Below are 17670 nucleotides of genomic sequence, written 5' to 3' on the forward strand. Positions count from 1 at the left end.
AGAAGCAAATGACGTTTATGAAAGGTTTTTTCTGGGGCGGCAGTATCGCCGCCCATCAGTGTGAAGGAGCTTGGCAAGAAGGTGGTAAAGGGCCGGCGATTATGGATTTTGTTACTAAAGGATCAAACAAAGAACCGCGGACGATTACTGAATCAATTGATCCAAAGCTAGATTATCCTTCACATCTAGGAATCGATTTTTATCATCACTATAAAGAAGATATTCAGCTTTTTAAAGAAATGGGTTTCACCGCTTTACGTATCTCGATCGACTGGTCGCGGATTTTTCCAAAAGGCGATGAGCAAGAACCCAATCAGGCCGGACTGGATTTTTATGACAAAGTCATTGATGAGTTACTAGCAAATAACATTGAGCCCATCGTCACCTTGTATCATTTTGAAATGCCGATTCATTTAGTTCATGAATATGGCTCATGGAAAAACCGGCAGGTCATTGATTTTTATCTGCATTATTGCGAGACAGTCATGCGAGCATACAATGGCAAAGTGAAATATTGGATAACTTTTAATGAAATGAACCATTTAGATCCGCAGTCTGAACAATCCGATATTTTTACCTATTTGATCGCTGGTTTGAAATATAGCGAGATGGAAAATCCAGCACAAGATTTAGCACGGATCGGCTATAATATGACTTTAGCGGGAGTTAAAGCAGTTAGGGTGGCACGTGAAATCAATCCTGAAAATAAAATCGGCTGTGTCTTCGGCTTAAATCCGATCTATTCCTATGATTGTCAACCAGACAATGTTTTGAAAGGTTTCTTAGACAACGATCGTGATTACTACCAAGTCGATGCGATGTGTAATGGGAAATTTCCTAAATATAAAATGAAGCAATATCAGGCGTTGAATATCAACTTAGAAAACCAACCAAGCGACATTGAAGATTTTGCCAAAGGGTCGATTGATTTCATTGGTTTGAACTATTATATGTCCAGCATTTCTGAGCCGAATAAACCCGTTGAAGGTGAAGCGGCATTATTTGGCGGCCTGCAAAATCCATATCTCGAACAATCGAAATGGGGCTGGGGCATTGATCCAGTGGGAATTCGCTATGTCATGAATTATTTGTATCGGAAATACGAGCTTCCCATCATTATTACTGAAAATGGGCTGGGTGCTGTCGATCAAATAGAAAATGGCGTAATTCATGACGATTATCGGATCGACTACTTGGAGAAACATATTCAGGCAGTCAAACAAGCGGTGGAGGAAGATTATGTGGAATGCTTTGGCTATTTGACTTGGGCTCCAATTGACTTGGTCAGTGCCACCACGGGAGAAATGAGTAAGCGCTATGGCTTCATTTATGTTGATCTGGATAATGAAGGTCAAGGTAGCCTACTACGTTCAAAAAAGGATTCTTTTGATTGGTACCATAAAGTGATTAGAAGCAATGGGGAGGCACTATAAAGATGAAGAAAATTTTGGGACTATTGTTCGTAGCTTTGTTGGCTTTTAGTTTAACTAGCGGAGTTTCGGCTCAAGCAAAGGAAAAAAATTCTGATAAAGAAGGTGAAGCAACAATCTATCTGGTTCGTCACGGCAAAACTTTTTTCAATACTACCGGACAGGTTCAGGGGTTTGCTGATTCACCTCTAACAGATAAAGGAATCGAGCAGGCAAAACAAGTTGGAGCAGGACTGAAAAATAAAAAGTTTGATCTCGCCTATTCCAGTGACTTAGGTCGCCAAAGAAACACTGCTAAGCTGATCCTTGCTGAAAATAAGAAAAAAACACCGAAGCTTTCTGAACACGATGGCTTCAAAGAATGGAATTATGGTGGTTTTGAAGGGAAAACGAATGCAGAAATGTGGACGCCGATTTTTGAAGCGAATGATTTGAAGTTTGACGAAGATTGGACAGACTATGATAAGCTAGTCAACAAGTTAGGCGATGAAGGAGTAGCAGATGCTATAGCAGAAAGCGATCCATTGAAAGTAGCAGAAAGCTATAAAGACATTACTAAAAGAGGTCAGGCAGCGATGGATAAAGTCATTGCTGACGCGGAAAAGAAAAAAGCTAAAAATGTTTTGATCGTTTCTTCTGGAAGTATGATCCCGACACTACTTGAAATGCTTGTGCCTGGAGAATACAAAGGAGAAGCCATTGATAATTGCAGTGTCACTACATTGAAGTACAGAGACGGCAAATATTCAGTCGATAAAATCAACGATACTCAATATGTAGAATAATTTGAGAACTGCTTTCGATGAAACTTATCGAGAGTAGTTTTTTTATAATTATTTTCATAAATAAATTGATTGATAAGGAATCGCCCAGTACTAAATCAGGAAGCATCATGTGGAATGAAATAGTTCGAGGTACGAAAATTTCCTTATTTGGGCGTACTATTAAACCTCAGACTTACGGCGGATGTTTTTCTCTTCAATTTTTTATACACTTATTTCAGAGAGGAAGAACGTCATGAAGGTTTTATTTGTATTTGAGGATCATGAATTTTCTAGTTTTTTTGTGTATGATCTGACTAGCGGCGTAAATACCCTGTTGCGTGTTTCGCCAGAAATAAAAATTCAAAAGCTGACCATTGGGGAGCTGTACACGCAGGTACCAATTGAAAAATTCTTAAGCTATTTTTCAGTCGCCTTTTCTATAGAAGTAAAAAAATTCTTGATTCTGAAAAAAGCTGATAGTTTGCTAGGTGTCAAAGAAGCAGGCCTTGAGGAAGATGGTAAAATGCCAGTGACTGTTTACAAAGATTTCACTGCAATTAAAAATGGCCAGCGATTCACAAAGGGCAATCAGCGATTGACCCTTGATGAGATAGATGCGTATATAAGTTATCAAATTGATCAGGATGGTCGGATTGATGTGTTTGAACGTCAAGAAGATATTATTCGGCTGATGAAACGGAAGACTGTTCGCCCACGTTTATCTTCGATTACGAGTAATTATGGAACGATCAAAGAGTATTCCGGCAGCAATCTTAATCTGAAGGATATGCTGAAAATGGGAACTGGCTATTTAGCAAAAGGTAGTGCTCGAATGAATAAAATCAATGTACCAGAAGTCGGAAGTTTCTCTTTAGCTGGTAATTTCCCTTACCAGTTAGGAACGGTCAATTGGGAGCAAAACAGCGTGAAATTGCGATCAGATTTGATTCAATAAAAAGTTATTCACAGGGAATGCTGAAAAAGCGTTTTTATCATTCGATTTAGCCGCTTACAAAGCGATAAACACTTTCACAACAGGCTTTGATAGAGTTTCACAACTGGGAAACTTTTTGAGAAAAACGTCTTTGGACTATTGACATTCGTGATGGCAACTCAGACATATGAACGATAAAAGACTATGGTACACTAAAAAATGGAGGGATAATTATGATTTGGACTTTAATTGTTGGCGCTGTGATTGGAGCAATCGGCGGCAGTCTTTCTGGACGTGGAAAGCAAATGGGCTGTATCTTTAACATCATTGCTGGTCTAGCGGGATCTTATATCGGCCAAGCAGTTTTTGGTCATTGGGGTCCGCATTTGGCTGGGATGGCTTTGGTACCATCAATCTTGGGAGCAGTGATAATAGTCGCAGTTGTTTCATTTTTCACAGGAAGACGATGAAACGAAACATAACAGGAGTCGAGAGATCGGCTTCTTTTTTTGTTTGCCAAGGTCTTTTCTTTTTTCTAGTCGAGTTCGTTCTGCTTTTCGAAACTCTTTGTTATAATGGAAGATGGGTGATAAGAATGATAAAACGAATTGAAAAATTGCGTGCATCAATGAAAAAAGAAGTCATTGATGCGTATTTAGTAACAAGTCCAGCAAACCTTCGTTATTTGACGAATTTTACTGGGACAGCAGGTCTAGCATTCATTACATTAGAAAAAGCGTTCTTTATTACTGATTTTCGTTATACTGAACAAGCGAGCGAACAGGTTCAAGGGATGACAATCATCCAGCATAAAGGCAATATAGTGGGCGAGATTATCAAGCTGGTAGAAAGCGAGAGTATTAGTTCGCTTGGCTTTGAAGATGGGTTCATGACGTATGCGGAATATTCTGTCTTTGAAGAAGTCATTGATGCGGAGCTAGCACCAGCTAGTGGTTTGATTGAAAAATTGCGAGAGCAAAAAGATGATGGAGAGATCGCAATCATTGAAAAAGCTTGTGCGATTGCGGACGAAGGATTCGACCACGTCTTAAAAATGATCCGTCCAGGTATGACAGAAATTGAGGTAGCTAATCAGTTAGATTTCTTTATGCGCTCACTTGGCGCAACAGGAACATCTTTTGATACGATCGTAGCAAGCGGAGTACGGTCCGCTTTGCCTCACGGTGTTGCCAGCGAAAAAATGATTGAACATGGCGATCTAATCACACTAGATTTTGGCTGTGTCTACCAAGGATACGTTTCGGACATCACTCGGACATTTGCGATTGGTGATCCTGGCCAGCAATTGAAAGATATTTATCAAATCGTTTTGACTGCACAGCTAAAGGTCATTGATGCAGCGCAAGCAGGCGTGACTGGTGCACAATTAGATGCTGTTGCTCGTGGTTTTATTACTGAAGCCGGCTATGGCGAAGCCTTTGGACATTCTACCGGTCATGGAATCGGCATGGAGATTCATGAAGGTCCGAATATCAGCAAAACAAATAATGATCCATTGAATGTCGGCAATATTATTACTGATGAACCAGGGATTTATATAGCTGGTTTGGGCGGGGTTCGAATCGAGGATGATCTGGTGATTTTAGCTGATGGTAATCGAATTCTGACGCAGTCTCCAAAAGAGCTCATCATTTTGTAAGTGTGATAGAGTAGTGGTAGCGTAAGTAAACAAGAAATGATAAACTAGAACCAAATCTGCAGAGATTGAATTAGGAGGAAGTATCATGATTTCAGTAAACGATTTTAAAACTGGGTTAACAATTGAGGTGGACGGCGGCATTTGGCGTGTAGTCGATTTCCAACATGTGAAGCCAGGTAAAGGTGCGGCCTTCGTTCGTTCAAAGCTTAAAAATCTGCGTACTGGAGCGGTTCAAGAAAAAACGTTCCGCGCTGGAGAAAAGGTAGCAAAAGCTCAAATCGATAATAAAAAAATGCAGTATTTATATGATGATGGTGACAACTATGTCTACATGGATATGCAAAGCTACGAACAAATTGAAATGCCTAAACAACAGGTAGCTGATGAAATGCTTTACGTATTAGAAAATACTGAGCTCACTGTTATTATGTATGGGAATGAAGTCTTAGGAGTGGATCTGCCGAATACAGTTACCTTAGAAGTGGCAGAAACGGAACCAAACATCAAAGGTGATACTTCATCAGGTGGTTCAAAACCAGCTGTGATGGAAACGGGCCTGACAGTCAACGTACCATTTTTCGTGAACCAAGGAGACAAACTGATCATCAACACACAAGATGGCAGCTACGTTTCTAGAGCATAATAATGATATTGATACGGAAAGCCTTTGAATTTTGACGTTAGAATAATCATATACTACTAAAGAGTTCGCTCGATGATAGAAGGAGAGAGTAAGATGGCAGATGAAAGAAATTTAGTTTTAGGCGAGAGTCCTGAACTTGGCGAGATTATCATCGCACCAGAAGTAATCGAAGTAATTATCGGGATCGCGGCTTCTAAAGTCGACGGGGTTTACGGTATGCGCGGTTCTATTGCTAGTAACATGACAGAGTTGCTGGGAAGAGCAGCTCATGGCAAGGGTGTTTATCTAAAAAATGATGAAGACGGCTTAAAGGTCGACATTTATTCATATTTTGATTATGGCACATCTGTTCCAAAAGTGGCAATGGCGATGCAAGAACGTGTAAAACAGCAAGTTTTGTTTATGACAGATGTTGCGCTAAGCGAAGTTAATATTCACGTAGTCGGTGTTGTTGCAGAAAAACTTGAACAACCAACATTAGAAGAATTATTCAATGATGAAGAGGAAAATAATGAATAAAGAATTATCACGTCATGAGATTCGGGAGAAGGCTTTACAGGCTTTGTTCCCATTAGATTTCAACCAGGAGTTAACCAAAAAAGACGCCATAAACCATGCATTAAGTATTGACCAGCAAGAATTCGTCAGTGAAGACGAAGATGCTTTCGTTCCAGTCTATCTTGATGAATTAGTTGGTGGAGTCGTAGAACACCAAGCAGAGCTAGATGACATTATCAAAAAACATCTACGTTCTAACTGGTCGATTCAACGAATTGCTAAAATGGATTTGATTATCTTGCGACTAGGGATCTATGAGATGTTGTATAACACTCAAGTACCCAATCGAGTTGTTTTAAATGAAGCAATCGAGCTAGCCAAAACTTTCAGTGATGATCAATCAAGAAAGTTTGTCAATGGAATCTTATCTAATGTAATGAAAGAGATCGATGAAGCTGGGGCAAATAGCTGATAAAGCTATTTTTCCCAGCTTTATTTAAACTATTAAAAGAAGCGGGGAATGAATGTGGCACAACTTATCAATGGGAAAGAGTTAGCTGAGAAGCTACAACAAGAAACGGCGACGCAAGTTGAAGCGTTAGCGACAAGAGGTATCCATCCTGGCTTGGTCGTATTATTAGTCGGAGAGAACCCCGCCAGTCAAGTTTATGTGCGAAACAAAGAACGCGCAGCAAAAAAAATTGGGATCCACTCAGAAGTAAAGCGTTATTCAGAAACGATTACAGAGGCTGATTTGATCAAGGAAATCGAATATTTCAATAATTCTGATGAGTTCCATGGAATTTTAGTGCAGTTACCATTACCAGAACATATTGATGAAGAAAAGGTCCTGCTTGCGATTGATCCATTAAAAGATGTTGATGGGTTCCATCCAATGAATATGGGACGTTTATTTGCAGGGATGCCTCATACAATTCCATGTACGCCATACGGGATTATGAAAATGTTTGAAGCGTATGATATTCCGTTGGCTGGCAAGCAAGCAGTTGTGATCGGCCGTAGTAATATTGTCGGTAAACCCATGGGAATCTTGCTTTTAGAAGCCAATGCAACCGTGACCTTAACACATTCCAAAACGGAGGACCTGGCAAAAGTTGCCAAGAAGGCAGATATTTTGGTTGTAGCAATCGGCAGAGGTCATTTTGTTACAAAGGAATTTATCAAACCAGGAGCAGTCGTAATCGATGTTGGTATGAACCGTAATGAAGATGGGAAATTGATTGGTGATGTAAAATTTGATGAGGTCGAACCAATCGCCGGCTACATCACTCCAGTTCCTGGCGGTGTGGGTCCCATGACTATCACTATGCTGATGCAGCAAACGGTAGAATGTTGTGAACGCCAAGTGTTGGACCATGAATAGCAAAGAGGTGTTTGAATGGCACAAGAGTATTTAACTGTCAGTGCACTAAATAAATATATTAAACGAAAATTTGACGTAGACCCCTATTTAGAACGGGTCTATTTGACCGGAGAAATCTCCAACTTTCGTATGCGGGCAAATAGCCATCAATATTTCAGTTTAAAAGATGAGCGCTCAAAAATAAGTGCGATCATGTTCAAAGGTGCCTTTCAAAAACTGAAATTCGCACCAAAAGAAGGTATGAAAGTATTGGTGGTTGGTCGTGTAGCACTTTACGAAGCTAGCGGAAATTATCAAATCTATATTGATCATATGGAGCCCGATGGTGTGGGTGCTTTGTACCAAGCTTTAGCTGAATTGCGGGAGAAGTTAGACAAAGAAGGTTTGTTTTCAAGACCCAAAAAAACGTTACCGCGCTATCCAAAACGGATTGCGGTAATCACTAGTCCAAGTGGTGCGGTCATTCGCGACATCATTACAACAGTGAAACGTCGCTATCCAATCACCCAGTTGGTTTTATTTCCTACATTAGTACAGGGAGACAAAGCAGCAGCGGATATCGTCAAAAATATCAAAAAAGCAGAAGCAATGGATTTTGATACCATGATTATTGGACGGGGTGGCGGCTCGATCGAAGACTTATGGCCTTTCAATGAAGAAATCGTCGCACGAGCAATCTCTGCTTCTCCTATACCGATTATCTCATCAGTGGGACACGAAACGGATACGACAATTGCAGATTTGGTTGCAGATGTTCGAGCGGCGACGCCAACGGCTGCTGCGGAATTAGCGGTGCCTGTTTTATCAGAAGAAATCTTGCGCATCAAAGAAAAACAAGCGCGCTTAGAGCAAGCCTTCTTGCATCAGTTGCAACGTAAAAAAGAACGCTTTGAACGGCTGCAACAATCATATATTTTTAGACAACCCAATCGCTTATATGAAGCACAAAGTGTACAGTTGGATCGCTTAACGCAGCAATTGCAACAGAATATGACTGTTTTGGTGAATCAGCGAGAGCGAGAATTGATGCAGTATAGCAATCGTTTGGCACAAGCCAACCCCATTAATCGTGTCAAACAGGCGCAACAGCAGATGAGCTATTTGCAGGAACGCATACAGCAGCAAATGCAAGGCTATTTGGAAAATCAACAACGACGAGTACAACAAGCCATCACGTCACTAGATTTATTAAGTCCTTTAAAGACAATGGGCCGAGGCTTTACTTATACAACGCAAGATAATCAGGTGGTTCGTTCAGTAGACGATTTACAGGAAAAAGAGATGACTGTTCATTTTGTCGATGGAACGGTGAAAGCAGCGATTTTAGAAATTGATAAAGGGGAAGAATAATGGAAAATACAACCTTTGAAGAATCAATCACGCAATTAGAAACGATCGTCACACAGCTAGAACGTGGCGATGTGCCTTTAGAAGAAGCGCTAGAAGCGTTTCAAAAAGGGATGGTCTTAAGCAAACAGTGTCAAGATACGCTAACAAAAGCAGAAAAAACATTGACTAAAATGATGAGCGAAGACGAAGAAGTGCCTTTTACAGGTGAGGAGGAAGCCTAAATGTTGCAGAAGCTTTCTGCTGAAGAGCTACCTAGAGTCGAAAAAGAGATCCGCGACTTTATTACTACCTGCACGACCCATGAACAACTGAAAGAAAGTATGCTTTATTCCATTGAAGCAGGAGGGAAACGGATTCGGCCGCTAATTGTTTTGGCAACTGTCAAAGCATTTCAAAAGGAACTGACCGCACCTGTTTACCAAACAGCTGGAGCACTGGAGATGATTCATACGTATTCGCTGATTCATGATGATCTTCCAGCGATGGATGATGACGATTTGCGTCGCGGAAAACCTACTAACCATAAAGTCTTCGGAGAAGCCCTGGCGATTTTAGCAGGTGATGGACTTTTGACTGGTGCTTTTCAACTGATTAGTGAAACTACATTGAGTACTGCTGAAAATGTCTTACTGATCCAGCTTTTAGCGAAAGCTTCTGGTACTGCCGGGATGGTAGCTGGACAAGCAGGGGACATGGCAGCAGAGAAGCGTCATGTCCCTTTAGACGAGTTGAAGGCGATTCATCGTGGGAAGACGGGAGCGCTTTTGACCTATGCCTTCGTTGCTGGGGGCATCTTGGCAAACCAAACGGAATACGTGATTGAGCTGCTTGAAAAACTTGGCGGACACATCGGGCTGGCTTTCCAGATCCGTGACGATTTGCTTGATGTAGTCAGTACCACTGAGGAACTAGGTAAGCAAGTTGGTCAAGATGAAAAATCTGCTAAAAGCACTTACCCAGCCTTATTGGGTCTTGAAGGAGCAAAACAGGCATTAACAGATGAATTGAACCAGGCTGAGATTGTTGTGCAGCAATTGACGAGTGTTGCTGAGTTTCACCCGCAAATCTTCCAAGAATTGCTTGAGCTGTTTGCGCTAAAAAAATAACTTTAGAAGTAGGGAATGATATGAAAAAAGAACGTGTCGATGTGCTGGCTTTCAATCAAGGACTTTTTGAGACAAGAGAGAAAGCAAAACGCGGCGTGATGGCTGGGCTAGTCTACGATCAGAAAAATGAGCGGCTGGACAAACCAGGTGAAAAAATCCCAATTGAGACGATTTTACAAGTGAAAGGACAAGGCTTGGCGTATGTTTCTCGTGGTGGACTAAAACTGGAGAAAGCGTTAAAGACTTTTTCTGTTGATATCAATCGGAAGATTCTACTGGATATCGGTTCTTCTACGGGCGGATTTACTGATGTTGCGTTACAAAACGGGGCAACGTTGAGCTACGCATTGGATGTGGGCTATAATCAATTGGCCTGGAAATTACGTCAAGATGAACGTGTAGTAGTGATGGAACGAACCAATTTCCGCTATTCTAAACTAGCTGATTTTGAGCACGGACAGCCGAATTTTGCAACAATTGATGTTTCTTTTATTTCCTTGAAACTAATCTTACCACCACTTCATGATATTTTAACAGAAGAAGGTGATGTAGTGGCATTAATCAAGCCACAATTTGAAGCAGGGAAAGAGTATGTTGGAAAAAAAGGCATCATCAAGGATCCTAAAACGCATTTGATGGTTTTGGAAGAAATCACGGATTTCGCGACAACTCATGGATTTGATGTGCAGGAGTTAACCTTCTCCCCAATAACAGGCGGCGAGGGCAATATTGAATTTCTCGCTCATTTAAAAAAAGTTCCTGAGTCTGGCATCATAAATCCAGAAATAGATTTGGCAATTGTTGTCTCAGAAGCCCATCAGCAACTAGATAAATAGTCTGGAGGAGAAGGAATGCGAAAACAAGAACGTCATCGTATCATTACTCAGTTACTGAGTGAGTTCGATGTGAAGAAACAAGAGGATTTCGTGGCAATCTTGGCTCAGCAAGGAGTAACTGTTACTCAAGCCACGATCTCACGTGATATCAAGGAAATGAAATTGATCAAAGTACCCGCTCAAAATGGTGGTTATCGGTACAGCATGCCACGCAAGGAGCAAGAAGATGTAAACGAAAAACTAGCTGATCTTTTGAAAGAAGCTGTGATTTCTGTTGATCAAATGGAAAAGTTCATCAATGTAAAAACACTGCCGGGAAATGCTTCGGCGTGTGCTAATTTGCTGGAAAAACAGTTCACTAAAATTCTATTCACGACTTTAAATGACGATGATAGCGTTTTGATGATCGCTCGAACGGAAGAAGATGCCAAGCGTATTAAGCAAGACATCGCTCAGAAAAGTCAAAATAATTAGTATGTCTCATTAAAAGGAGAATGTGCAAAATGTTACAAGAACTGACAATTAAAAACTTTGCGATCATTTCTTCGTTACATTTGAGTTTTACTGATGGAATGACTGCATTAACTGGTGAGACTGGTGCCGGGAAATCGATCATTATCGATGCGGTGAGTTTGTTAGCAGGTGCTCGCTCTTCAATCGAATACATTCGCCAAGGCAGCGATAAGTGCTTAGTAGAAGGACTTTTTGATTTACCAAAGCAGTCAGACTTTGAAATATTGATGGAGGAGCTTGGTATAGAAGTCGACGAGGCGGGATTGATTGTCCAGCGAGATTTGAATATCTCTGGAAAGAGTGTCTCACGTGTCAATGGCAGGATTGTGACTTTAGCAAACCTGCGACGAATCGGACAATTTTTAGTTGATATCCAAGGTCAAAACGATCATCAAGAATTGATGCATCCCGAATCGCATTTGCGTCTTTTAGACAGTTTTGGCGATGCTTCTTTTCAAAATATCAAAATGACCTATCAAACGGCTTTCCAAAGTTATGTCACTTTAGCGAATCAGGTGAAGAAGTTTAAACAAAATGAACAGTCTTTTGTCCAAAGAATCGACATGCTGACCTTCCAGCAAGAAGAAATTGGCAATGCCGAGTTGACTGCTGGTGAGGAAGAAAAATTGGTAGAGGAACGTGAGAAGCTAACGAACTACCAAAAAATCGTGGACAGTCTTTCCTACAGTTATCAAGCAATGACAAATGAAGAAACGAGCTCTCTTGATACAATTGGTTCTGCTAGTCAAGAACTTCAAACGATCGCTTCTTTAGATAAGGATTATGAAAGTATTTCCGACAATGTTCATAGTGCGTATTATTTACTACAAGATGCCGTCAGTGAAATCGGGCGTCAATTAGATATGCTCGAATTAGATGAGGAAAGGTTAGATTTAGTCAATGAACGTCTAGAATTGATCCATCAATTAAAACGAAAATACGGTGATTCGATCGAAGTGATTTTGAACTATTATGATCAGATTAGCCAAGAACTTTTAGATTCAGATTTTTCTGGTGATAAATTGGAGAAACTAGAAAATGAGTTAGCAACAAAAAAAGTAACCTTGCAGAAACTGGCAGAGAAGTTGAGGACGGCACGGAACAAAATGGTGAAAAAGCTGGAGTTCGCTATACAGAATGAATTGAAGGATCTATACATGGAAAATGCTCGCTTTGAAGTCCGCTTCAAAGAAACCACTTTTACATCGGATGGAATTGATGAGGTAGAATTCTATATCACGACGAATCCTGGGGAACCTTTAAAACCATTGGTCAAAGTAGCTTCAGGTGGCGAAATTTCGCGTGTGATGTTAGCCTTGAAGACGATTTTTTCGAAAACGCAAGGCTTAACCAGTATCGTATTTGATGAAGTCGATACAGGAGTAAGCGGGCGCGTGGCGCAAGCCATTGCTGATAAAATTTATCAAATCGGACAAAATTCGCAGGCCTTATGCATCACACATTTACCCCAGGTAGCAGCAAAAGCGGATCATCAATTGTTCATTCGAAAAGAGGTTGTGGATGGCCGGACGCTTACTAAAGTAGAAGAGCTAACTGAGCAAGATCGCACAGAAGAAATCGCCCGGATGTTAGCGGGGACTGAAATCACTGATTTGACTGTCAAACACGCAGAAGAATTATTGCAATTAGCAAAAAAATAGCCGGAGCAGATGCTCCGGCTATTTGCTTACATAATACTCAACAGACTACTCAAAACTAATGAGCCAATTGTTAAAATTAACATGGTCCAAATAACAACCTTAGTAACTTTAGAAAATGTACTAGTAGATTTTTTGTTATTCATGATGTCACCATCCTCGAAAAAATATTAAACTCATCATACTCCATTTCGCAAAACTCCGCAATTAACCGAAAAAAACTTTTAAAAAATACTAAGAAATCTTTTCGCGCCAATATTGCGAATTCAATTGTTAAAACTTGCTAAATCCTTTATATTTTAAATGAATTGAAACACGAATGTAACGATAATGCAGTATAGTGAGGATAGTAGTTTGAAGAGGAAGGACTGTGTTTGTTGGCATCATTTTCACCAGTACTATTGTTATGGTACATTTTTCCGATAATCGTCTTTTTAGCGTCTGATTATATCGTAACAACTTTTAAGTTAAAACAACGCTTCAATTTGAAAACGCCGGATATTACCATACCATTTTTAATTGTTGGTATGCACGAAATTTCGAAAAGTATCAGCTCGTTTTCGATTTTACCATATTTTTTACTAACTATTCTATTATTGGGCATTAGCGTAGTTGTTTTTCAAGCCTATCGCTATCGCGAAATCATGTACGGTCGTTTCTTTAAAATGTTTTGGCGCTTAACGTTTTTATTGTCGGTCTTAGTCTATTTTATTTTGATTATTGCGAGCATTATTAATGCGTTATAATACGAAAAAACTTTAAAAAAACTCCTTATTCCACTTGGTATCCTTGATAAATCAGTATGGTTAGAAAAGGTCAAAAAACTGTTATTTTTGTTTTTTGCAAAGTGTGGTAGATTGTGGGGGATTGTGGTAGACTAATCTCATGCGGTGGTAAAAAGGGGTGAAGTCTAGATGTTCATGGGTGAATTTCAACATAATATTGATGCAAAAGGTCGATTGATCGTACCATCAAAATTACGTGAACAATTAGGCGAGAAATTTGTAGTTACCCGCGGTATGGATGGGTGCTTATTTGGATACCCTTTATCCGAATGGAATCAACTTGAAACGAAGTTGAATGAGATGCCACTTTCTAAAAAAGATGCGCGCGCGTTCGTACGTTTCTTTTACTCCGCAGCAACTGAATGTGAAATAGACAAACAGGGAAGAATCAATATTCCTGTGTCATTACGTAGTCACGCATCGCTTGAAAAAGAATGTGTAATTATCGGCGTAGCGAATCGGATCGAGATTTGGGATCAAGCACGCTGGAATGAGTTTACAAAAGAAACAGAAGCTAGTTTTGATGACATTGCTGAAACAATGGTCGATTTTGGATTTTAGAGAAGAGGATTATCAATGACAGACTTTCAACATACAACCGTTTTGCTTCATGAGACAGTTGATGGTCTAGCAATTAAACCAAACGGTGTTTATGTTGATTGTACATTAGGTGGTGCTGGACACAGCGAATATTTGCTGAGTCAGTTAAATGCCGATGGACATCTTTACGCTTTTGATCAGGATCAAAAGGCAATCGATAATGCGAAGATTCGTTTAGGCGAATATGTCGCAAAGAAACAAGTGACCTTTATAAAAGCAAACTTTAGAGAACTTACGGCAGAACTGAATCGCCTAGGCGTGACAGAGGTCGATGGAATTTTATACGATTTGGGAGTTTCCTCTCCGCAACTTGATGAGGCAGAACGAGGGTTTAGTTACCATCAAGATGCACCATTGGATATGCGGATGGATCAAGATGCATCGCTGAGTGCTTATCAAGTCGTAAATGAATACTCTTATCATGAATTAATAAAAATTTTCTTCAGATATGGTGAGGAAAAATTTTCCAAACAGATTGCTCGCTTAATTGAGCGCAGACGTGCAGATAAGCCGATCGAAACAACTGGCGAGCTTGTGGACTTAATCAAGGACGCTATCCCTGCACCAGCACGACGAAAAGGTGGGCATCCTGCAAAGCGTGTTTTCCAAGCTATCCGCATCGCTGTGAATGATGAGCTGGGGGCAATCGAGAGTTCTTTGGAACAGGCAATTGACTTGCTCACTATAGAGGGCAGAGTCAGTGTGATTACTTTCCATTCATTGGAAGATCGGATCGTTAAGACAATGTTTAAAGAATTCAGTACACCGAAGGATATGCCTCCGGGTTTACCGATGGTGCCTGAAGAGTTCCAACCAGTATTGAAGTTAGTTAATCGAAAACCAATTATTCCTTCTGATGAGGAATTACATGATAATAATCGTGCGAGAAGTGCAAAATTGCGGATCGCGGAGAAAGTGAAGAAAGGATAGGAATTATGGCAGAATTAAATAATAATCAACAGTTTCAATTTGATTCTCAGCAAGAAGAGATTCACCAAACGCCAGATTCTTTCAAAGTCTTCGTTTCTCCAGGAGATCGCCTAAAGAAAATCACTCGTGTTGAAAAAATTGCTGTATTTGCATTCTTAGTGATGCTAATTGGATTATCGGTTGTGATGGTTAATTACCGAAATGAAATCAGCAAAACTCAAAATGAAATTACAAGTATTCAAACCGATATTGATGCAAAAGAAAAAACAGCTTCTCAACTACAACAGGAGAAGAGCGAACTATCTCGTTCTGATCGTTTGAAGGAAGTTGCTGAAAAAGCTGGGCTTTCTATCAATGACGCGAATTTAAGGAAAGTGAAGTAAATGAGCTTTAAAAGGCTAAAAAGGAAAATCCGAAAAAAGAATTTGACTCCGATGAACAATCGCAAAAAAGTAGGCGTTATTTTGTTTGCTACGAGTATTGGATTGTTCTTTTTATTTGCCATTCGCATGATTTATGTCGTAGCTGGTGGACATGTCGCCGGTACTTCTCTTGAAGCCAAGACTGAAGAATTGTATAACGGTGGAGAAGTAGTGAAGGCAAAACGTGGAACGATTTACGATCGTAACGGTGAAGTAATTGCAGAAGATGCAACCTCTTATTCGATCTATGCAATTTTGTCAGAGAGTTATGTTTCCGGAAAAGAAAAGCTTTATGCACAAGAAAAGAATTTTGATGAATTGGCTTCTATTTTACATAAGTATTTAGGAATTAATGAAAAGTCTGCCTTAAAAACTTTGAAAAGCGGTATTAATAGTGATGGTACTAGCAAGTACTATCAGGTTGAATTTGGTGACAAAGGAAAGAATATTTCTGAAGAGACCAAACAAAACATTGAAGATGACATGAAGAAAGCCAAGGTCAAAGGTCTGTACTTTACTGAACACACTGATCGAATGTATCCGAATGGGAATTTCGCTTCTCATTTTATTGGCTATGCACAACCAGATAAAAAAGAATCGTTGGTCGGCATGATGGGTGTCGAAGCAGCTTATGATGATGTTTTAAAAGGGAAAGATGGAAAAGTCGTTTACCAAAAAGATGAGAATCAACGTCCGATTCCTGGAAGTGTTGCGGAAGAGAAAAAGGCTGTTGATGGAGAAGATATTTATACCACTTTAGATGCGGGACTACAAAGTTATTTAGAAACTTTATTAGATAAAGTTAACACTGAGGCTAAACCTACTGAAATGACAGCGATGTTGATGCAGGCAAAAACCGGAGATATTTTGGCAATGTCTCAGCGACCAACTTTCAATCCTGAAACAAAAGAAGGTCTGGGAGAGTCTGATGCTTGGCGCAACTTTCTAATTGAAGACAACTATGAACCAGGGTCGACTATGAAGGTCTTTACGACTGCGGCTGCTGTGAATGAAGGAGTCTTTAATGAGAATGAAAGTTATGTTTCAGGAAAGATTCAAGTAGCGGATGCAACCATCAATGACTGGGATTTAGGTAAAAAAGGAATTTTGACGATGCGTCAAGCATTATCTTGGTCAAGTAACGTTGGGATGGTCAAATTGGAAGAGCGATTAGGTGAGCGTTGGCCTGATTATGTGAAACGTTTTGGTTTTGGTCAAAGCACTTATTCTGGTTTGCCGGGTGAGAACAAGGGCCTATTGCCAACCAGTAATATCGTTGACCAAGCGATGAGTTCTTACGGTCAAGCTATCGGTGTAACAAATTTCCAAATGATGCGCGGCTTTACTGCTGTAGCAAATGACGGAAAAATGTTGCAACCTCATTATATTGAAAAAGTATCCAATCCTAATACAGGTAAAGAGATCATCACAAAACCGGAAGTAGTTGGAGAGCCGATCACCGCTGAGACTGCTCAAAAGGTTCGTGAATATATGCGAGATACTGTTGAGAGTGAGAACTATGGCTCAGCATATGATCAATACAAAGTACCCGGTTACCACATTTCTGCCAAAACAGGTACGGCTCAGATTGCTGAGGGCGGTAGGTATTTAACAGGAGATACGAATTATATTTATTCAATTGCTTTGATGCTTCCATCAGAAGATCCTGAATATATTTTATATATTACAATGAAGCAACCACAAGAAAATAAAGAAGGTATCTTAGGTGAAATAGCAAATCCGCTATTAAGCCGAGCGATGGAATTCCAAAATAGCAATATGGATTCTTCGGATGAAAAAAGTAACACTAAAATTACAGTAGAGGACTATCGTAATCTCAAGACGGCAAGTGCTGCGGCTGATGCAAATAAACGTGGAGTAACTGCGGTCGTAGTTGGAGATGGCGATAAAGTCATCAAGCAATCTGCGAAACCTGGAGAGAAAGTCATGGCCAATGAGCATTTGATTTTGCTGACAGACGGTAAGAAAGAGATGCCCGATGTTCGTGGATGGTCAAAAGCAGATATTTTAAAATTAGCGAACTTGCTAGATATTGAAGTCAGCTTCAAAGGAGATGGCTACTGCACAAAGCAAAACATCGCTCCTTATGAAGAAGTATCGAAAAAGAAATTGAAAATCACGTTAGGTTAGGACTGG

Annotated in this window: 21 protein-coding genes; 20 read left to right on the forward strand and 1 reads right to left on the reverse strand. The window is 40.1% G+C overall.

Features of this window, described 5'->3' with window-relative positions; genetic code table 11:
* Positions 1 to 8: 8 nt before the first annotated feature.
* The 15 genes from E6139_RS14055 to recN all read left to right on the forward strand — a co-directional run bounded on the left by E6139_RS14055 (position 9) and on the right by recN (position 12779).
* On the forward strand, positions 9 to 1433 hold the full coding sequence (locus E6139_RS14055) for a family 1 glycosylhydrolase (RefSeq protein ID WP_316403703.1): 1425 nt from the start codon (positions 9 to 11) through the stop codon (positions 1431 to 1433).
* 2 nt (positions 1434 to 1435) lie between these two features.
* The gene (locus tag E6139_RS14060) at positions 1436 to 2215 is read left to right on the forward strand and encodes a histidine phosphatase family protein (RefSeq protein ID WP_316403704.1); all 780 of its coding nucleotides are present in this window, start codon (positions 1436 to 1438) and stop codon (positions 2213 to 2215) included.
* A gap of 232 nt (positions 2216 to 2447) precedes the next feature.
* A complete protein-coding gene (locus E6139_RS14065; RefSeq protein WP_316403705.1) occupies positions 2448 to 3149 on the forward strand; it encodes a hypothetical protein in 702 nt (233 codons plus the stop codon).
* Between the two features lie 212 nt (positions 3150 to 3361).
* Positions 3362 to 3598 carry a GlsB/YeaQ/YmgE family stress response membrane protein gene (locus E6139_RS14070; RefSeq protein ID WP_410470543.1) on the forward strand — a complete coding sequence of 79 codons (237 nt, stop codon included), beginning with the start codon at positions 3362 to 3364 and terminating at the stop codon, positions 3596 to 3598.
* Positions 3599 to 3723: 125 nt separating this feature from the next.
* Positions 3724 to 4788, forward strand: a complete 1065-nt coding sequence (locus E6139_RS14075; RefSeq protein ID WP_316403706.1) for an aminopeptidase P family protein — start codon at positions 3724 to 3726, stop codon at positions 4786 to 4788.
* 85 nt (positions 4789 to 4873) lie between these two features.
* The gene (gene efp / locus E6139_RS14080; protein WP_316403707.1) at positions 4874 to 5431 is read left to right on the forward strand and encodes an elongation factor P; all 558 of its coding nucleotides are present in this window, start codon (positions 4874 to 4876) and stop codon (positions 5429 to 5431) included.
* Positions 5432 to 5524: 93 nt separating this feature from the next.
* The gene (locus E6139_RS14085; protein ID WP_316403708.1) at positions 5525 to 5950 is read left to right on the forward strand and encodes an Asp23/Gls24 family envelope stress response protein; all 426 of its coding nucleotides are present in this window, start codon (positions 5525 to 5527) and stop codon (positions 5948 to 5950) included.
* Positions 5943 to 6401, forward strand: a complete 459-nt coding sequence (gene nusB / locus E6139_RS14090) for a transcription antitermination factor NusB (RefSeq protein WP_316403709.1) — start codon at positions 5943 to 5945, stop codon at positions 6399 to 6401. The genes E6139_RS14085 and nusB overlap by 8 nt, the downstream gene beginning before the upstream one ends.
* Before the next feature lie 54 nt (positions 6402 to 6455).
* Entirely contained in the window at positions 6456 to 7313 is an 858-nt protein-coding gene (locus tag E6139_RS14095) for a bifunctional methylenetetrahydrofolate dehydrogenase/methenyltetrahydrofolate cyclohydrolase (RefSeq protein ID WP_316403780.1), read from the forward strand.
* Positions 7314 to 7328: 15 nt separating this feature from the next.
* Entirely contained in the window at positions 7329 to 8663 is a 1335-nt protein-coding gene (gene xseA, locus E6139_RS14100) for an exodeoxyribonuclease VII large subunit (protein WP_316403710.1), read from the forward strand.
* Entirely contained in the window at positions 8663 to 8884 is a 222-nt protein-coding gene (locus E6139_RS14105; protein WP_016180539.1) for an exodeoxyribonuclease VII small subunit, read from the forward strand. Before xseA ends, E6139_RS14105 begins: the two co-directional genes overlap by 1 nt.
* On the forward strand, positions 8885 to 9769 hold the full coding sequence (locus tag E6139_RS14110) for a farnesyl diphosphate synthase (protein ID WP_316403711.1): 885 nt from the start codon (positions 8885 to 8887) through the stop codon (positions 9767 to 9769).
* Positions 9770 to 9789: 20 nt separating this feature from the next.
* Positions 9790 to 10605, forward strand: a complete 816-nt coding sequence (locus E6139_RS14115; RefSeq protein WP_316403712.1) for a TlyA family RNA methyltransferase — start codon at positions 9790 to 9792, stop codon at positions 10603 to 10605.
* A 15-nt stretch (positions 10606 to 10620) separates the two neighbouring features.
* The gene (locus E6139_RS14120) at positions 10621 to 11079 is read left to right on the forward strand and encodes an ArgR family transcriptional regulator (RefSeq protein WP_316403713.1); all 459 of its coding nucleotides are present in this window, start codon (positions 10621 to 10623) and stop codon (positions 11077 to 11079) included.
* Between the two features lie 29 nt (positions 11080 to 11108).
* Complete coding sequence (gene recN / locus E6139_RS14125; RefSeq protein ID WP_316403714.1) at positions 11109 to 12779, forward strand: DNA repair protein RecN; 1671 nt, start codon at positions 11109 to 11111, stop codon at positions 12777 to 12779.
* A gap of 26 nt (positions 12780 to 12805) precedes the next feature.
* Here the strand turns inward: recN and E6139_RS14130 are convergent, their stop codons facing one another.
* The gene (locus E6139_RS14130; RefSeq protein WP_010745911.1) at positions 12806 to 12922 is read right to left on the reverse strand and encodes a DUF4044 domain-containing protein; all 117 of its coding nucleotides are present in this window, start codon (positions 12920 to 12922) and stop codon (positions 12806 to 12808) included.
* Between the two features lie 228 nt (positions 12923 to 13150).
* On the opposite strand from E6139_RS14130, the gene E6139_RS14135 reads away from it, so the two are divergent.
* From E6139_RS14135 to E6139_RS14155, 5 genes are all read left to right on the forward strand, one after another.
* Positions 13151 to 13522, forward strand: coding sequence for a DUF3397 domain-containing protein (locus tag E6139_RS14135; protein ID WP_316403716.1), 372 nt, complete (start codon positions 13151 to 13153; stop codon positions 13520 to 13522).
* 168 nt (positions 13523 to 13690) lie between these two features.
* Positions 13691 to 14122, forward strand: a complete 432-nt coding sequence (gene mraZ / locus E6139_RS14140; protein ID WP_316403717.1) for a division/cell wall cluster transcriptional repressor MraZ — start codon at positions 13691 to 13693, stop codon at positions 14120 to 14122.
* 15 nt (positions 14123 to 14137) lie between these two features.
* The gene (rsmH, locus tag E6139_RS14145) at positions 14138 to 15091 is read left to right on the forward strand and encodes a 16S rRNA (cytosine(1402)-N(4))-methyltransferase RsmH (RefSeq protein WP_316403718.1); all 954 of its coding nucleotides are present in this window, start codon (positions 14138 to 14140) and stop codon (positions 15089 to 15091) included.
* A 5-nt stretch (positions 15092 to 15096) separates the two neighbouring features.
* Positions 15097 to 15474: a cell division protein FtsL gene (ftsL, locus tag E6139_RS14150; protein WP_316403719.1), complete on the forward strand. Its 378-nt coding sequence runs from the start codon at positions 15097 to 15099 to the stop codon at positions 15472 to 15474.
* On the forward strand, positions 15475 to 17664 hold the full coding sequence (locus E6139_RS14155) for a penicillin-binding transpeptidase domain-containing protein (protein ID WP_316403721.1): 2190 nt from the start codon (positions 15475 to 15477) through the stop codon (positions 17662 to 17664). It abuts the gene before it with no gap.
* Positions 17665 to 17670 lie beyond the last annotated feature (6 nt).

Source organism: Enterococcus sp. (genome assembly GCF_032555305.1).
Classification (GTDB): Bacteria; Bacillota; Bacilli; order Lactobacillales; family Enterococcaceae; genus Enterococcus_A.

Excerpts from the sequence above, each read along its gene's own strand:
- E6139_RS14085 (WP_316403708.1), top strand. The coding sequence starts at position 5,525 with ATGGCAGATGAAAGAAATTTAGTTTTAGGCGAGAGTCCTGAACTTGGC.
- mraZ (WP_316403717.1), top strand. The coding sequence starts at position 13,691 with ATGTTCATGGGTGAATTTCAACATAATATTGATGCAAAAGGTCGATTG.
- xseA (WP_316403710.1), top strand. The coding sequence starts at position 7,329 with ATGGCACAAGAGTATTTAACTGTCAGTGCACTAAATAAATATATTAAA.
- rsmH (WP_316403718.1), top strand. The coding sequence starts at position 14,138 with ATGACAGACTTTCAACATACAACCGTTTTGCTTCATGAGACAGTTGAT.
- E6139_RS14055 (WP_316403703.1), top strand. The coding sequence starts at position 9 with ATGACGTTTATGAAAGGTTTTTTCTGGGGCGGCAGTATCGCCGCCCAT.
- E6139_RS14065 (WP_316403705.1), top strand. The coding sequence starts at position 2,448 with ATGAAGGTTTTATTTGTATTTGAGGATCATGAATTTTCTAGTTTTTTT.
- nusB (WP_316403709.1), top strand. The coding sequence starts at position 5,943 with ATGAATAAAGAATTATCACGTCATGAGATTCGGGAGAAGGCTTTACAG.
- E6139_RS14130 (WP_010745911.1), bottom strand. The coding sequence starts at position 12,922 with ATGAATAACAAAAAATCTACTAGTACATTTTCTAAAGTTACTAAGGTT.
- E6139_RS14155 (WP_316403721.1), top strand. The coding sequence starts at position 15,475 with ATGAGCTTTAAAAGGCTAAAAAGGAAAATCCGAAAAAAGAATTTGACT.
- E6139_RS14120 (WP_316403713.1), top strand. The coding sequence starts at position 10,621 with ATGCGAAAACAAGAACGTCATCGTATCATTACTCAGTTACTGAGTGAG.
- E6139_RS14070 (WP_410470543.1), top strand. The coding sequence starts at position 3,362 with ATGATTTGGACTTTAATTGTTGGCGCTGTGATTGGAGCAATCGGCGGC.
- recN (WP_316403714.1), top strand. The coding sequence starts at position 11,109 with ATGTTACAAGAACTGACAATTAAAAACTTTGCGATCATTTCTTCGTTA.
- E6139_RS14060 (WP_316403704.1), top strand. The coding sequence starts at position 1,436 with ATGAAGAAAATTTTGGGACTATTGTTCGTAGCTTTGTTGGCTTTTAGT.
- E6139_RS14110 (WP_316403711.1), top strand. The coding sequence starts at position 8,885 with ATGTTGCAGAAGCTTTCTGCTGAAGAGCTACCTAGAGTCGAAAAAGAG.
- ftsL (WP_316403719.1), top strand. The coding sequence starts at position 15,097 with ATGGCAGAATTAAATAATAATCAACAGTTTCAATTTGATTCTCAGCAA.
- E6139_RS14075 (WP_316403706.1), top strand. The coding sequence starts at position 3,724 with ATGATAAAACGAATTGAAAAATTGCGTGCATCAATGAAAAAAGAAGTC.
- efp (WP_316403707.1), top strand. The coding sequence starts at position 4,874 with ATGATTTCAGTAAACGATTTTAAAACTGGGTTAACAATTGAGGTGGAC.
- E6139_RS14115 (WP_316403712.1), top strand. The coding sequence starts at position 9,790 with ATGAAAAAAGAACGTGTCGATGTGCTGGCTTTCAATCAAGGACTTTTT.
- E6139_RS14105 (WP_016180539.1), top strand. The coding sequence starts at position 8,663 with ATGGAAAATACAACCTTTGAAGAATCAATCACGCAATTAGAAACGATC.